Source organism: Variovorax sp. V93 (genome assembly GCF_041154485.1).
Lineage (GTDB): Bacteria > Pseudomonadota > Gammaproteobacteria > Burkholderiales > Burkholderiaceae_C > Variovorax > Variovorax beijingensis_A.
Genome location: NZ_AP028670.1, coordinates 569648 through 583866, shown reverse-complemented (window position 1 = coordinate 583866; position 14219 = coordinate 569648). Strand labels below are relative to the sequence as shown.

The window sequence follows — 14219 nt, the reverse complement described above, 5'->3', positions numbered from 1 at the left end:
TGTGTGCGTCCATGCACCTGCGTGCGTCGCGGCAAAGTCGACGAGCACGCTTTTGAAGCTCAGCCTGGCTTCGAACAACCGGCGTTCCAGGTCGTTGCCGATGGGTGTTTCGCGGATGGAAGGCTTGCATGGCGGGGGGCGAGGAAAGTGGCGGTCGATCCTAGGCAGGGTGGCACAGCATTTGTGTGCGTATGCGGGCGCGCCGCCGCAGCGAATTGCGAAACAGGGGGGTGCTGCAACCGAAGCTTGCAAGTTGTGAAAGAGGCCCGTTTCGCTCTGGTGCGGCGCCGCAATGTCGTCCAAGATGGATGCGCCATTCCGCCGCAACAGAGAGTTTTCCCTATGCCTGAACCCACTTCGAACGCACCCGCCATGGATGGCGTGGTGCTCAGGCCGATGACGGCCGCCGACCTTCCACAAGCGCATGCGCTCTCGGCCGAACAGCGCTGGCCGCACCGTCCCGCAGACTGGGAGCAGGTGTTCCCGCATGCCGACGGCATTGCGGTGGAGCGCGACGGCCAGATCATTGCGACCGGCCTGCGCTGGCGCTGGGGCCAGCGCCACGCCACCATCGGCCTGGTGATCGTCACGCCTGCCTGCCAGGGCCGCCGCATCGGCCATCGCCTGATGAGCGCGCTGCTCGAGGGGCTTGAAGACCGCACGGTGCTCCTGCACGCCACCGCGGAAGGGCGGGGGCTTTATGAGCGGCTCGGTTTTGTGCGCGCCGGCGAGGTGCGCCAGCACCAGGGCATTGCGCAGCCGGCGCCGCTGGTCGCGCTGCAGCCGGGCTGGCGCCTGCGGCCGGCGGGTCTCAACGAGCTGCCCGCGCTGCAGGCGCTCGACGCGGCCGCGCGAGGCATGCCGCGCGATGCGCTGGTCGCCGAGCTGCTGCAAGGTGCCGATGCCTGCGTGGTGCTCGACCACGACAACGAACCGAAGGGCTTCGCAATGCTGCGGCGCTTCGGGCGCGGCCATTCGATCGGCCCGGTGGTGGCGCCCGATGCCGAGGGCGCGAAGGCGCTGATCGCGCATCTTGCCGGGCTGAACGCCGGCCACTTCACGCGCATCGACATCGATTTCGACAGCGGCCTGGCCGAATGGCTCGAGAGCATCGGCCTGCTGCGTGTGGATGCGCCGACGACGATGGTGCGCGGTGCGCCGCTTGCTGTTGCGGCGCAGGGGCCGTCGCTGTTTGCTCTCGTGACTCAGGCTGTGGGCTAGGCCCGGACCATGAAGACCACCTTTCTCTACAAGTCGGACCCGGTACGCGGCCGCCAGTGGGCCGAAGTGTTCGGCCGCCACCGCCCCGACATCGACTTCCGCATCTGGCCCGAGGTTGGCGATCCGGCGCAGGTGCGCTTTCTCGCAGCCTGGGTGCCGCCGGAGGATCTTGCCGAGCGCTTTCCGAATCTCAAGGTGCTGTTCTCTTCGGGCGCGGGTGTCGACCAGTTCGACTTCGCGGCGCTGCCGCCCGGGTTGCCGGTGGTGCGCATGGTCGAGCCCGGCATCGTGCAGGGCATGGTTGAATACGTGACGCATGCCGTGCTCGGCCTGCACCGCGACATGCCGCAGTACCGCCGCCAGCAGCAGCAAGGCCAGTGGCAGCCGCTGCCGGTGCGCCGCGCAAGCGAGCGGCGCGTGGGTGTGCTGGGGCTCGGCTCGCTCGGCCAGGCCGTGCTCGCGCAGCTGGTCTCATTGGGCTTCGACTGCGCGGGATGGAGCCGCTCGCGGCATGAGGTGGATGGCGTGCAATGCCATGCGGGCAGCGGCGAACTGCCGGCATTTCTTGCGCGCACCGACATCCTCGTGTGCCTGCTGCCGCTCACCGATTCGACGCGCGGCTTTCTCGATGCAAGGCTGTTCTCGATGCTGCCCATGGGCGCAGGCCTGGTGCACGTGGGCCGCGGGCCGCACCTGGTCGAGGCCGACTTTCTGGCGGCGCTGGCCAGCGGCCAGGTCGGCGATGCGGTGCTCGACGTGACCGACCCCGAGCCGCTGCCGCCTGCGCATGCCTTCTGGCGCCATCCGCGCATTCAGCTCACGCCGCACATCGCGAGCATGACGCAGCCGCTGAGCGCCGCCGAAGCCGTGCTCCACAACCTGCGCCGCTTCGAAGCCGGCGAACCGATGGCTGGACTGGTGGACCGCGCGCGGGGCTACTGAAGATGAAGAAGAGAAAGGGTCCGCCGCATGATGTGCCGTAGCGGGCCGCATAACCGCAGCCTGCTTCGCGCAGCACCCCCAAAGCAGCACCACGCCGTGCGGCACGCGGCCTAAGCTCAAGGCATCGAAAGCTTCCTTCGCTCTCGCTTCCATCGACACCGCCATGACGCATCCCACCGCATTGCCGCACCACGCCACGCTCGACGCCATCGACCGTGCCCACCTGATCCACCCTGTCTCGCCCTGGCGCACGCACGAGCAGCGCGGCCCCACCGTGCTGGCCTCGGCCCGCGGCGCTTGGCTCACCGATGCGAACGGGCATGAACTGCTCGACGCCTTCGCGGGCCTGTGGTGCGTGAACGTGGGCTACGGCCAGGAGAGCGTGGTGCAGGCCGCGGCCGAGCAGATGCGGCGCCTGCCCTACGCCACCGGCTACTTCCATTTCAGCAGCGAGCCGGCCATCCGCCTTGCGGAAAAGCTGGTGCAGATCACGCCCGCATCGCTGACGCGCGTGTATCTCACGCTCGGCGGCTCGGAGGCGGTCGATGCCGCCGTGCGCTTCATCGTGCAGTACTACAACGCCATCGGCAAGCCGTCGAAGAAGCAGTTCATCGCACTGGAGCGCGGCTACCACGGCTCCTCGTCGACCGGCGCGGGCCTCACGGCCTTGCCCGCCTTCCATCGCGGCTTCGACCTGCCGCTGCCCACGCAGCACTACATCCCGTCGCCCAACCCGTACCGCCATGCGGACGGCGCCGACCCGCAGGCCTTGATCGCCGCGTCGGTGGCCTCGCTGCGCGCCAAGGTGGCCGAGCTCGGCGCGGACAACGTGGCCGCCTTCTTCTGCGAGCCGATCCAGGGCTCGGGCGGCGTCATCGTGCCGCCCAAGGGCTGGCTCAAGGCCATGCGCGATGCCGCGCGCGAACTCGACATCCTCTTCGTCGTCGACGAGGTCATCACCGGCTTCGGCCGCACCGGTCCGATGTTCGCCTGCGAGGCCGAAGGCGTGGAGCCCGACCTGATGACCATGGCCAAGGGCCTGACCTCGGGCTACGTGCCGATGGGCGCGACGATGATGTCCGAGAAGGTCTACGCCGGCATCGCCGACGGTACGCCCGCGGGTGTGCCGGTCGGCCATGGCGCGACCTATTCGGCGCATCCGGTGAGCGCCGCGGTCGCGCTCGAGGTGCTGCGGCTGTACGAAGAGGGCGGCGTGCTCGCCAATGGCCAGCGCGGCGCGGCGCACTTCGCGGCCGGGCTCGATGCGCTGCGCGCGCATCCACTGGTGGGCGATGCGCGCCACCGAGGCCTGCTGGGCGCATTGGAACTGGTGAGCGACAAACAGGGCAAGCGCGGCTTCGATCCGGCGCTGGGCCTCGCGGACCGCATCTTTGCCGCGGGCTACCGCAACGGCCTGGTGTTCCGATCCTTCGGCGACCACATCCTCGGCTTTGCGCCGGCGCTGACCTTCACCGAGGATGAGTTCGCCCAGATGTTCGCGCGCCTGAAGAAGACGCTCGACGAGGTGCTGGATGCCGCCGACGTGCGCGCGGCCCTGGGGGCCTGAGCGGGCGGGAAAGCACTGCCCCGGGACCTCGCCGGCAAAGCAGAATCGGATCCTCTTTCGTTTTTTCAGGACTGCCATGTCTGAAGCTTTCAAGATCGACCGACTCGACCTGCGCATCCTGGCCCAGCTGCAGCAGAACGGGCGCATGACCAACGTCGACCTCGCGGATGCGGTCGGCCTGTCGCCCAGCCCCTGCCTGATCCGCGTGAAGCGGCTCGAGCAGGCCGGCTACATCGCCGGCTACGGCGCGCACCTGCGGCTCGAAAAGCTCGGCGACACGCTCACCGTGTTCACCGAAGTCACGCTGCAGGACCACCACCGCGAGGACTTCGTGCGCTTCGAGGCCGCGATCCGAGAGGTGGACGAGGTGCTCGAGTGCCACCTGGTGAGCGGCGGCTACGACTACCTGCTGCGTTTCCTGACGCGCGGCGTCAACCACTACCAGGAAGTGATCGAGGAACTGCTCGAACGCAACATCGGCATCTCGAAGTACTTCAGCTACATCGTCATCAAGTCGCCGTTCATCAAGACGCACTGCCCGATCGAACGGCTGTTTCCCCACCCGCGATGACTGGCGTTTTCCCGCGCCCATGCCGCCGGGCACTCGCGGCGATCAAGGCCGCGCCGGCAAGGCAAAGGACCGCAAGCAAGATCAGCGCAGAACAGGCGCCTTGCGTAAAGGCCGCCACATCCGGATTCGAAAGCCCCGCGCCGCTGCCTCCCAGAATCATGCGCTGCGAGCCGGAAGGAAGCTGTGCCAGCGCCACGCTCAGCGTCAGCGCCGTTCCCACCATGATGCCCGTGTTCTGCAGCGTCGACCGGACGCCGTTGGCGATGCCCCGGCGCTGGGGGACAACGCTCTGGAGGATCGATGCGTTGTTCGGCGTCACGAAGCTCCCGATGCCCAGGCCGAGCATCCAGAGGCACAGCGACAGCTGCACGGCGCCGATCATCGGTTGCAGCAGCGCCGCCAGCAGTGCCAAGGCGCAGGCTGCGAGCAGCATGCCGCCCACGCAGATGGATTCGGCCGCGAAGCGGCGAAGCAGGATGCCCGCCACCGGCGCAGCCATCAGCATGCCGAATGCCACCGGTGCGATGCGCAGGCCCGCCTGCGATGGCTGCAGGCCCGCGCAAGCCTGCAGATACAGGGCCACCAGCAGCAGGGGAGCCGCCTGCGTCATCGACAGCAGCAGGATGGCCGCGTAGGCGGTGCGGCGTCCCGGTTCGCCGAACAGCGAGGGGTCGACCAGCGGACTGGCCACACGCCTCTGAACGCCGGAGAAGAGGGCGATGGCGCACAGCCCCGCGAGCATGAAGGTCCACACCGGCGTGCTGGTCCATCCGCGGGTACCGGCCATCGAGAGTGCATAGGTCACGCATCCAATGCCGACGAAGGACAGTGCCGCGCCGGCCAGATCGAAGCGCTCGGCCTGAACGAACGCGCTTCTTGGCAGGATCTTCCAGGACCACGCCAGCACGCCGAGCCCGATCGGCACGTAGAGCATGAAGAGGACGCGCCATCCCCACCACGAGACGACGAAACCGCCCGCCAGCGGGCCCACGACCTGGGCCAGGGCCGCAACCATGGCGAGCACGCCGAGTGCCAGCCCCATCCTGCGGCGGCCGAAGGCATCGCCCACCAGCGCGCTGGCGTTGGCCATGACGCCGGCCGCACCGACGGCCTGGCAGATGCGGCTCGCCAACATCAGTTCGGCGGTGGGTGCGAAGGCGCATGCCGCACACGCCGCCACGAAAAGCCCCAGTCCTGCGAGGAAGAGCCGGCGCCGTCCCCAGAGATCGGCCAGCCGTCCGAAGCTGAGAATGCAGACGGTGCTGACCAGCATGTAGGACAGCAGGATCCAGCTCGCCTGCGCCGGCGAGGCATGCAGGCTCCGCGCCACGGCAGGCAGCGCGACATTGAGCGCACTGAGATTCAGGAAGCACAGCAGCGCGCCCGAACTGGCGGCCACGAGCACCGCCCAGCCCGCCCGGTCGGCGTCGTCGTCGGCCATCATCGATTCAGTCTTCGCTCCTGAACCCCGAGGCCTTGACGATGGGGCGCCAGTACGCCCGGTCCTCCCTCATGATGCGCGTCACTTCGGCGCCGGGAAGCCCCGTGGCCTCGAGGCCCATGCGGTCGACCTGCGCGCGCACCTGCGGATTGCGCATGGCGGCGAGAAGGGCCGCTTCCAGTTTCGCGGCCACATCCTTCGGCGTGCCGGCCGGCACGAAGGCGGCATAGGCGGCGTTGGCGCGGTCGAAGGCGTCGTAGCCTGATTCCTTGATGGTCGGAACGTCGGGCAGCCAGCTCAATCGCCGGGTCCCTGCCACGCCCAGGATCCGCAGCTTGCCCGCGCGGTGGAGCTCGAGCTGGCTGGCCAGCGCGTCGGCAGCGAACGGCACATGGCCTCCGATGAGGTCGGTCGCAAGCGGCGCACCGCCCTTGTAGGTGACCGGCGCGAGCGGCACGCCGATGGCCTTGGACAGCTGCAGCACGCTGAAGTGCAGTGCGCCGCCGAGGTTGGTCAACCCCACGCTCGCACCCGTGGGGTTCTTCCTGACCCAGGCGACATATTCGGGGAGTGTCTTGAACGGCTGGCCTGCGCCGGCCGAAAGGACGCTGGGCACGTTCGCCAGGTGCGCAATGGGGATGAAGTCCTTGTCGACGTCGTAGTTCAGCCGCGCATAGGTCATCGGAAAGAGGACGAAGGGCGGCGTCGCGCCCAACAGGATGGTGCGGCCGTCGGGCCGGGCGGCCTTGACGGCCTCGATGGAAATCCGGGTCGAGGCGCCGGGCCGGTTCTCCACCAGCACGGGTTCCTTGAGCGTGGTGCGCAAGTCCTCGGCCAGCGAACGCGCCAGGTTGTCGAGCGCGCCGCCCGGCGGAAAGCCGATGACCAGCCGGATGGGCGCATTGCTGTCGGCATGCGCAGCGGCGCCGATCAGTGCGATCGACGCACCGAGGAAAAGTGTCCTGAGAAACGAGGCCATGGTGGAGTACCTCCAAAGTTGTGGAATGGGAGCGGGAGAGGGGATCTAGAAGGCCAGGGCGGGCAGCGCGTTTGCCGGCCGGTGCGCGGCTTCGAAGGACGCCGCGGCCTGCAGCAGCTGCAGGTCCTCGCGGAACCGGCCGACGAGCTGCATGCCGATGGGCAGGCCATCGCGGCCCGCGCCGCACGGCAGGCTGATGGCGGGGTGGCCCGTGAGGTTGAAGGGCATGGTCCAGGGAAACCAGTTCGGCCGTACCTCGGCATGCGCTTGCCCATCGATCTCGATGTGGCCGAACAGGTCCTGGTCGATCGGCAGGGCCGTGCGCGAGAGCGTCGGCGTGAAGATGAAGTCGTGGCTCTCCAGCTGGGCCTGGACCTTGCGGAAGAGCGCGGTCCTGGCGAACATGGCCTGCTGGAAGGCGACCCCGTCGACGTGCTGCGCGAGTTCGAGCTGCTGCAGCAACGACGGGCTCAACTTGCCGGCATGGGCTGCGGCCAGCGGGGCGAAGCGGCCGCGCCAGCTGGTGTGGTTGATCACCCGCCACACCGGCTCGACGTCGTATCCGTCGCTCGACATCTCTTCGAGCTCCGCGCCCATCGAGCGCAACGTGGCCAGGGCGGCTTCGAAGGCGGCGGCGACGTCGGTGGAGATCGGACGCCCCTCGAGCGTTGCGCAGTAGAGGATCCGCTTGCCGCGCAGATCGCCGCCGGGCTGCAGGGCGTCGAAGTAGCGCTGCGCCGGCACGCCCACCGACCAGGGATCGGACCCGTGGGCGCCGGTCATGGCCTGCAGCATGAGCGCGGTGTCGGCCACGTTGCGCGTGGTGGGCGTCACGTAGGTGTAGTTGCCGAAAGCGTCCTGTACCTGACTGTGAGGCACCACGCCCAGGCTCTGCTTCAGGCCGACCACGCCGTTGCAGGCGGCGGGAATGCGGGTCGAGCCGCCGCCGTCGGTGGCGATGGCCAGCGGCGCGATGCCGGCCGCGATGGACGCGGCCGCGCCGCCGCTCGAGCCGCCGCTGGTGCGCGTTCCATCCCAGGCGTTGCGGGTGCTGCCGAAAAGAGGAGCATCGGTCAGGCACTTGGCGCCGAACTCGGAGGTGGTCGTCTTGCCGATGAGGATGGCCCCCGCCTGGCGCATGCGCGCCACCGCCACGGCGTCCTGCGTGGGAACGTGGTCACGATGCAGCAGGGAGCCGTAGGTCGTCCTGACGTTCGCGGTGTCGACGATGTCCTTCACCGTGAAAGGCAGGCCGTGCAGCAGGCCCAGTGCCTCGCCCCTCGTCACGGCACGTTCCGCCTCCCGGGCCTGCGCCATCGCCTGCTCGTGGCACAGCGTGATGAAGCAGTTGAGGTGCGGCTGCACGGTGTCGGCCCGGCGCAATACTTCTTCGACGATCTCCACCGGCGAGAGCTTTCGTTGCGCGACGAGCGTGCGCATGGTCGCGGCGGACATCTCGCAGATTTCGGACTTCGGAAGACGCGGAAACTTTTTCATGCGCAAATGATTGACGCACCGCACCATCGGGTCCAATACTGTTTTCTTGAAAAGGCATACGAGCAGCGTATGGCAGCACCAGACTTCAGAACGCTTCGCTACTTCGTGGCGGTCGCCGAGGAACGCAGCGTGGGCAAGGCGGCACGCCGGCTCAACATGGCCCAGCCGCCGCTGTCGGTCCACATCAAGAACCTGGAAGCGGCGGTGGGCACGCCGCTGTTCCGCAGGGCGGCGCGCGGCATGGAGATCACCGACGCCGGCAATGCGCTGTTCCAGCGTGCGAAGGAAGCGCTGCTGCTCGCCAACGAAGGCTTCGACGCGGCACGGGCAATCGGCTCGGGCCGCAGGGGCCGGCTCACGATCGGGACCATGGTCGTGCTGTCCTACCTGGTGCTCCCTCGCCTGGAGAACGCGCTGCGGGCGAAGCTGCCGGATGTGGAAGTCCAGTACGTGGAACTGAACGCCCTCAACAACGTCTCGGCCCTCGTCGACTCGGACGTGTCGGTGGCGATCTGCATCCCGCCCGTGGCCCAGGCCGGCATCGCGGTCGAGCGCATCGGAACCCAGCCCTTGATGCTGGCCATGCATGCGGACTCGCCCCTGGCCCGCATGTCCAGCATTCCACTGGAGCGGCTCTCAGGCCTGCCCCTCATCGGGCTGCCTGTGCCGGATGGAGACGTCGACAAATCCGTCGTCGCCTCGATGCTTCGGCGGCACGGCGTCAGCATGCCGATCGCGCAGCGGGTCGAGACCATGATGTCGGCGCTGGCGCTCGTGCTGGCGGGCAAGGGCGTGGCCATCCTGCCGGCCTGCGCCCGGATCGGCCGGCCTCCGGGCGTGGTGTTCAGGGCGCTTCGCAACGTCGATGCAAAGATGGACATCGCCGCCTGTTGGCGCAGCGATTGGCAGAGCCCGCTCATCGAGCCCTTCCTGGCCTGCGCGCGCGCCTCTGTGCGGCAAGCTGCCTAGCGGAGGGCCGGGAGGTCGAGGCGGCAGCTGCATGCGTCGCCTCCGACTCGCGCCGGCCTGGCTGCTAGATGTGAAACGCCGCCAGCGCCCCCACCACAAGCCCCCCAGCCGCCACGCCGAACATCGCGCGCTCAAGCCACTTCTTCTTCGTCAGCAACGCAATGGCGGCCAGTGCGATCGACACCTGCAGCACGGTCGTCGCCTGGGCCCAGCGATGGTGCTGGTGCATCTGCTCTTCCGACTGGGCGTCCCATTGGCTCGCCTCGGCTTCCAGCTTCTTTGCGGCGGCCTGGATGTCGGTCTTCTCCTGCTCGTAGCGCGCCACCTTGAGCTGCCAGTCCTGCTTGCGGCCGTCGTCGGTCGCGGTGTCGCGCGCGAATTCGGCCAAGGCCTGCTTGGTGCTTTTCGACTGGAAGTAATTCCACTGGTTCGACGCCTCGGTCTTCTTGATCGCGGCGTTGTTCTTGTAGAGGCCCGCGTTGGCCTGCGTGGCGCCGCCCATGTACGAGAAGATCGCGCCGACGGTGGCGATCACGGCGGTGCACACCGCGATCTTGCTCGTCATGCTCATGCCACCGGCTGCCGCGGCGTCCGCATGAGCGTGGCCGTCGCCATGACTACCGCCGGATGCCGCGTGTTCAAGTTCGTGGTCGTGCGGGCCGTGCACGTGAAAGCCGTGTCCTGACATGGGATCCTTGTTGAAATGGGTTTTCTCTGAACGCGTGCGAGTATGCCCGCCAGCAGACGAAAGCATTCATGCGCTGCGCGCGGGAATCGTTGCCTGCGCGTGCCGCCTTGTGCGCATTTGCGCGATGACCCCTGCGACCGCGGCCCTGGAGGCGAGGGATTGAATCGATTTGCGCTGTATTTGCTATAAAAATGACCGGACACGCAGCCGACTCCTTGATCCATCGGCAGTGCCTCATTACATATACGGCATTCAGTTGTCGCCAAAATAGTGCTCTATTTGCTATAATTTGTGCCGGTATCGGCAATGCGTCAGCCAGGGCGCCGTTAGAAATTTCACATGAATTTTTATAGCAAATAAAGCATATGAACAGTCTGCCTGATCTTGGCCGCGCACTCGCGCAACTGCGCAAAGAGCGTGGCATGACCCAAAAGGAACTCGCCGCCTTGAGCGGCCTGGGCCAATCCACCCTTGCACGCTTCGAGACGGGCGGTGTCGCCGAGTTCGGCTCACGCAAACTGCTGCGTCTGCTGGAAGTGCTCGGCCACGAGATGAGCTACATGCCGATGAAGCGCAGCTTCACGCTCGATGACGCGCTGGCGGAGCGGCAACGCGCCTTCGCGCAGGACAGTGAAGCGCGCCGATGAAGCTGCACGTCTTCGTTCATGACAAGCCGGTGGCGACCCTGGAGTCTGCCGATGGTTTCCGCCACGTCATGGCCTATCACCCTGATGTCGAACCCACGCAGTTCGTCTCGCTGCTGATGCCTGCGCGGACGGAGTCCTATGCCTATCCCGACCTTCATCCCGTCTTTCGGATGAACCTGCCGGAGGGGTTCCTGCTGTCGATCCTGCAGGAGCAACTGGGGCCGCAGGTCGGTGCATCGCCGCTCAACCTGCTGTCGGTGGTGGGGCGCAACGCCATCGGGCGCGTGAAGGTCGCCATGCCCGGCGCCGATCCGACCCAGCCGCCCGTACCCTTCGAATTGAGGGAAATCTTGCGCGGCGACAACTCCGAGGCGGCCTTTGTCGACCTGGTGCGCCGATATGCCGTGTCCGGGGTGTCCGGCGTCGTCCCCAAGTTCCTGTCGCCGAACGCACTGACCGAGTACGGCAAAGGGACGCTGGCCACCGATCGGTACATCATCAAGGGGGCCACCGCTCGGCTCCCGGGCGTCGCGCTCAATGAACACCTGTGCATGGAAGTGTCGCGCCAGGCCGGCATTCCTGCCGCGATGACCGAAGTCTCCGAGGATGGCCAAGCGCTTGTGGTGCATCGCTTCGACTTCGACGTGGACGGCACCATGCGCAAAGGCATGGAAGACCTTTGCAGCCTGCTGTCGCTGCGGCCTGAAGAAAAGTACCAGTCGACCTGGGAGCGTGTGGTCGGCCGCATCAAGGATGTAGTGGATTCGCCGGCACAACAGAATGCAGCGCTGTCGCAGCTGGCGGATCTGTTGCTGCTGACCTATGCGCTGCGCAACGCGGACTGCCACACCAAGAACATCGCGCTGCTCTACACGTCGCGCGAGAGCATCGCCTTGGCTCCCGTCTACGACATGTTGACCACGACGGTCTACGACGACTATGCGAAGAATCCGCCGGGTATGCCTGTCGAAGGGCGCAGCACCTGGATGCCGGGCAAGGCGCTGGAGCGGTTTCTGCAGACACGCTGCGGCGTGATGCCTGCGCAGACCAAAGAGCGTGTGGACCGCCTCTGCGAGTCCATCGTCCGCGTGACCCCGCAGGTGGTCGAGGCGGCCGGCCGCTATCCCGGATTCCGCGAGACGGGCAAGCGGATGCTGCATGCCTGGAACGCCGGAATGAACAGCCTGCGCCTGCAGAGGACCTGGAGCCTGCCGTCGCTGGACGTCGCGATCAAGCAGGCGCGTTTCTCGGATGCGAAGCCCGTGATATCGGCCCCGCGCGAAAAGATGGGCCGCTCGCCGCTCCTGGGAAAGCGCTGATGCCCCGCAGGAGGTCGCTGTGGCGCAATGGTCAGCGGCCCGCCTCGACGGCATCGGCCAGTTCGGCCAGCGTGCGGAAGTGGTAGTCGGGCTCGGTGTGTTTCGACTCGATGGTGCCGCCGGACCCCTTCTGCGCATGGCGGCGCTCGATCCAGCAGGTGGCGATGCCCAGCTGTTTGGAGATGCCGATGTCGTGATATTGGCTCTGCGCCACGTGCAGGTTGTCGGCCTGTTTATAGCCCCAGGCGCCTTCGAAGCGGCCGCGCGCGTAGGCGAAGTAGCGCGCGTCGGGCTTTTCGCACAGCGCGTCGTCGCAGCTCAGCAGCATGTCGAAGGGCGAGCCCAGCGTCTTGTCGAAATGGGCCAGCGCCCATTGCTGCGCGTTGGTCATCGTGACCAGCTTGAAACGCGTGCGCAGCCGCTTCAATGCCTCCACCGAGTCCGGGAAGGCCGGCCACTGCGCCACCGAATCGCGCAGGCCGCGGGCCAGCGCATCGCTGTCGGGCAGGCCCAGCGCGGGCGAGATGGCGTGCCAGCAGCGCTCCAGGTCATCGGGGTACCAGCCGGCCTGGCCGTCGGCGCGTGCCCGGCGGTAGGCGGCCAGGAATTCGTCGTCGCTCACGCGGGCATCGGGCACCGCCGAGCGGAGGTAGGCGAGCATGCCGCCCTCGAAATCGATCAACGTGCCGACGACGTCGAAAGTGAGAACCTTGAAATCCTGCAGGGACATGGGAACAGCTCCAATCGAAATGGAAAAGGCGCGCAGCGGCGAAGCGACGACGACGGATGTCGTTCCACACGAGCATAGGAGCCTCGCTGTTCCCTTTCAGATCGAAGTGGGCATGCGAATCGGCATGTGATTCCGCAATCGGTGCCGTGGCGGCATCTTGTTTCGCCATGACCCATGCGGGCGGGCCCTCAGCCGGCCACGCGTTCGTCCGGAAGCTTCGCGATCACCTTGATCTCGAACTGGAAGCCGTAGAGCCAGGTCACGCCGATGCCCGTCAGTGTCGGGTGCGGCGCCGCGCCCCAATATTCTGCGACCACCTTCCAGATGGTCTCGAACTTCGATTCGGGGTCGACGATGAAGACCGTCACGTCGACCACGTCGTCGAAGCTGCAACCCGCGGCCGAGAGGATCGCGTTGAGGTTGTCGAACGCGAGCCGGACCTGCGCCTCCAGGTCGGGCTCGGGCGAACCGTCGGGCCGGCTGCCGACCTGCCCCGACACGAAGAGAAAACCGTTGGAGCGGATGGCGGGCGAATAGCGGTTGCGCTCGTAGAGCGCCTGGCGGCCAGGGGGAAAGACAACATTGCGTGCGGACATGGATCGGCTTTCTTGGAAAGGGAGATTGCGATCGGTGGACTCTAGGACTGCGCGGCCGTTGGATAAACAGGCAGGACGCACAATGACTGTTTGCACAGGCCAAACAATCGACCCGAGGCACAGAGATGGACCGATTCGATGCGCTGCAGGCCTTCGCCCGCGTGGTGGAGGCGGGCAGCTTCACCAAGGCGGCGCAGACGCTCCACATGAGCAAGACCACCGTGACCCAGCTGGTCCAGCAATTGGAGGCGCGGCTGCGCGTGAAACTCCTGAACCGCACGACGCGCCAGGTCAAGGTGACGGCCGAGGGCGCTGCTTACTACGACCGCGTGGTGCGGCTGCTCGCCGACCTCGAGGATGCAGACGCCAGCCTGTCCGGCGCCTCGGCCTCGCCGCGCGGGCGCCTGCGCGTGGACGTCCCCACCCCGTTCGCCCGCATGATCCTGGTGCCCGCATTGCCGGCGTTCCATGCGCGCCATCCCGAGATCCAGCTCGACCTCGGCGTGAGCGACCGGATGGTCGACCTGATCGGCGACAACGTCGATTGCGTGCTGCGCGGCGGCGAGCTCACCGATTCATCGCTGACGGCGCGTCGCGTGGGCGAGCTGCAGCTCGGCGTCTATGCCGCGCCGTGCTACCTGGAGCGCGCCGGCACGCCCGTGCACCCGAGCGAGCTCGAAGACACCCACCACCGCATCGTGGGCTACCTGAGCACGCGCAGCGGCAAGGTCGCCGCACTGCGCATGCAGCGCGGCGCCGAGCACATCGAACTGCAAGGCCGCCATGTGGTCGCGGTGGACGACGGCAATGCCTACCTCGCGGCCGGCGTGGCGGGCATGGGCATCCTCTGGCTGCCGCACTACATGGCCGCGCCCCACGTGGCCCAGGGCGAGCTGGTGCCGCTGTTCGAGGGCTGGCACTTCGGCGTGATGCCGATGTACGTGGTGTTTCCGCCGAACCGGCATGCCAGCGCGAAGCTGCGGGTGTTCATCGACTGGATCGACGAGCTGATGGCGCGCCATGCGCCGATTGCGGCGCTGGGGAAGGCGTGA

Annotated in this window: 14 protein-coding genes; 8 read left to right on the top strand and 6 right to left on the bottom strand. The window is 67.3% G+C overall.

The features are described 5' to 3' along the window. Positions 1-342: 342 nt before the first annotated feature. From ACAM54_RS28765 to ACAM54_RS28750, 4 genes are all read left to right on the top strand, one after another. On the top strand, positions 343-1221 hold the full coding sequence (locus ACAM54_RS28765; protein ID WP_145744062.1) for a GNAT family N-acetyltransferase: 879 nt from the start codon (positions 343-345) through the stop codon (positions 1219-1221). Between the two features lie 9 nt (positions 1222-1230). After that, entirely contained in the window at positions 1231-2163 is a 933-nt protein-coding gene (locus ACAM54_RS28760; protein ID WP_369651491.1) for a 2-hydroxyacid dehydrogenase, read from the top strand. A 163-nt stretch (positions 2164-2326) separates the two neighbouring features. Continuing rightward, on the top strand, positions 2327-3730 hold the full coding sequence (locus ACAM54_RS28755; RefSeq protein WP_307697850.1) for an aspartate aminotransferase family protein: 1404 nt from the start codon (positions 2327-2329) through the stop codon (positions 3728-3730). Between the two features lie 76 nt (positions 3731-3806). Further along, positions 3807-4301, top strand: a complete 495-nt coding sequence (locus ACAM54_RS28750; RefSeq protein WP_015865681.1) for an Lrp/AsnC family transcriptional regulator — start codon at positions 3807-3809, stop codon at positions 4299-4301. Here the strand turns inward: ACAM54_RS28750 and ACAM54_RS28745 are convergent. The 3 genes from ACAM54_RS28745 to ACAM54_RS28735 are packed head-to-tail and all read right to left on the bottom strand — an operon-like array spanning position 4255 to position 8176. After that, positions 4255-5745: an MFS transporter gene (locus ACAM54_RS28745; protein ID WP_369651492.1), complete on the bottom strand. Its 1491-nt coding sequence runs from the start codon at positions 5743-5745 to the stop codon at positions 4255-4257. The two genes, ACAM54_RS28750 and ACAM54_RS28745, sit on opposite strands and share 47 nt — an antisense overlap. Before the next feature lie 4 nt (positions 5746-5749). Next, positions 5750-6721, bottom strand: coding sequence for a tripartite tricarboxylate transporter substrate-binding protein (locus ACAM54_RS28740; RefSeq protein WP_145744071.1), 972 nt, complete (start codon positions 6719-6721; stop codon positions 5750-5752). A gap of 45 nt (positions 6722-6766) precedes the next feature. Next, positions 6767-8176, bottom strand: a complete 1410-nt coding sequence (locus ACAM54_RS28735; RefSeq protein ID WP_369651493.1) for an amidase — start codon at positions 8174-8176, stop codon at positions 6767-6769. A gap of 111 nt (positions 8177-8287) precedes the next feature. Between ACAM54_RS28735 and ACAM54_RS28730 the strand changes: the two genes are divergently transcribed. Next, positions 8288-9187, top strand: coding sequence for a LysR family transcriptional regulator (locus ACAM54_RS28730; RefSeq protein ID WP_145744073.1), 900 nt, complete (start codon positions 8288-8290; stop codon positions 9185-9187). Positions 9188-9251: 64 nt separating this feature from the next. On the opposite strand, the gene ACAM54_RS28725 is transcribed toward ACAM54_RS28730, so the two are convergent. Further along, a complete protein-coding gene (locus tag ACAM54_RS28725) occupies positions 9252-9875 on the bottom strand; it encodes a DUF4337 domain-containing protein (protein ID WP_369651494.1) in 624 nt (207 codons plus the stop codon). 365 nt (positions 9876-10240) lie between these two features. On the opposite strand from ACAM54_RS28725, the gene ACAM54_RS28720 reads away from it, so the two are divergent. Next, positions 10241-10522, top strand: coding sequence for a helix-turn-helix transcriptional regulator (locus ACAM54_RS28720; RefSeq protein ID WP_145744077.1), 282 nt, complete (start codon positions 10241-10243; stop codon positions 10520-10522). Continuing rightward, positions 10519-11841 carry a type II toxin-antitoxin system HipA family toxin gene (locus ACAM54_RS28715; RefSeq protein WP_369651495.1) on the top strand — a complete coding sequence of 441 codons (1323 nt, stop codon included), beginning with the start codon at positions 10519-10521 and terminating at the stop codon, positions 11839-11841. Before ACAM54_RS28720 ends, ACAM54_RS28715 begins: the two co-directional genes overlap by 4 nt. Before the next feature lie 31 nt (positions 11842-11872). On the opposite strand, the gene ACAM54_RS28710 is transcribed toward ACAM54_RS28715, so the two are convergent. Further along, entirely contained in the window at positions 11873-12571 is a 699-nt protein-coding gene (locus ACAM54_RS28710; RefSeq protein WP_369651496.1) for an HAD-IA family hydrolase, read from the bottom strand. A gap of 188 nt (positions 12572-12759) precedes the next feature. Then, a complete protein-coding gene (locus ACAM54_RS28705; RefSeq protein WP_369651497.1) occupies positions 12760-13167 on the bottom strand; it encodes a RidA family protein in 408 nt (135 codons plus the stop codon). 125 nt (positions 13168-13292) lie between these two features. Here ACAM54_RS28705 and ACAM54_RS28700 point away from each other — a divergent pair, with 125 nt between their 5' ends. After that, entirely contained in the window at positions 13293-14219 is a 927-nt protein-coding gene (locus ACAM54_RS28700) for a LysR substrate-binding domain-containing protein (protein ID WP_369651498.1), read from the top strand.

Bases quoted from the DNA above. Each gene is read 5' to 3' on its own strand.
- ACAM54_RS28700 (WP_369651498.1), top strand. From the start codon at position 13,293: ATGGACCGATTCGATGCGCTGCAGGCCTTCGCCCGCGTGGTGGAGGCG.
- ACAM54_RS28755 (WP_307697850.1), top strand. From the start codon at position 2,327: ATGACGCATCCCACCGCATTGCCGCACCACGCCACGCTCGACGCCATC.
- ACAM54_RS28730 (WP_145744073.1), top strand. From the start codon at position 8,288: ATGGCAGCACCAGACTTCAGAACGCTTCGCTACTTCGTGGCGGTCGCC.
- ACAM54_RS28720 (WP_145744077.1), top strand. From the start codon at position 10,241: ATGAACAGTCTGCCTGATCTTGGCCGCGCACTCGCGCAACTGCGCAAA.
- ACAM54_RS28725 (WP_369651494.1), bottom strand. From the start codon at position 9,875: ATGTCAGGACACGGCTTTCACGTGCACGGCCCGCACGACCACGAACTT.
- ACAM54_RS28735 (WP_369651493.1), bottom strand. From the start codon at position 8,176: ATGTCCGCCGCGACCATGCGCACGCTCGTCGCGCAACGAAAGCTCTCG.
- ACAM54_RS28740 (WP_145744071.1), bottom strand. From the start codon at position 6,721: ATGGCCTCGTTTCTCAGGACACTTTTCCTCGGTGCGTCGATCGCACTG.
- ACAM54_RS28745 (WP_369651492.1), bottom strand. From the start codon at position 5,745: ATGATGGCCGACGACGACGCCGACCGGGCGGGCTGGGCGGTGCTCGTG.
- ACAM54_RS28705 (WP_369651497.1), bottom strand. From the start codon at position 13,167: ATGTCCGCACGCAATGTTGTCTTTCCCCCTGGCCGCCAGGCGCTCTAC.
- ACAM54_RS28710 (WP_369651496.1), bottom strand. From the start codon at position 12,571: ATGTCCCTGCAGGATTTCAAGGTTCTCACTTTCGACGTCGTCGGCACG.
- ACAM54_RS28760 (WP_369651491.1), top strand. From the start codon at position 1,231: ATGAAGACCACCTTTCTCTACAAGTCGGACCCGGTACGCGGCCGCCAG.
- ACAM54_RS28715 (WP_369651495.1), top strand. From the start codon at position 10,519: ATGAAGCTGCACGTCTTCGTTCATGACAAGCCGGTGGCGACCCTGGAG.
- ACAM54_RS28765 (WP_145744062.1), top strand. From the start codon at position 343: ATGCCTGAACCCACTTCGAACGCACCCGCCATGGATGGCGTGGTGCTC.
- ACAM54_RS28750 (WP_015865681.1), top strand. From the start codon at position 3,807: ATGTCTGAAGCTTTCAAGATCGACCGACTCGACCTGCGCATCCTGGCC.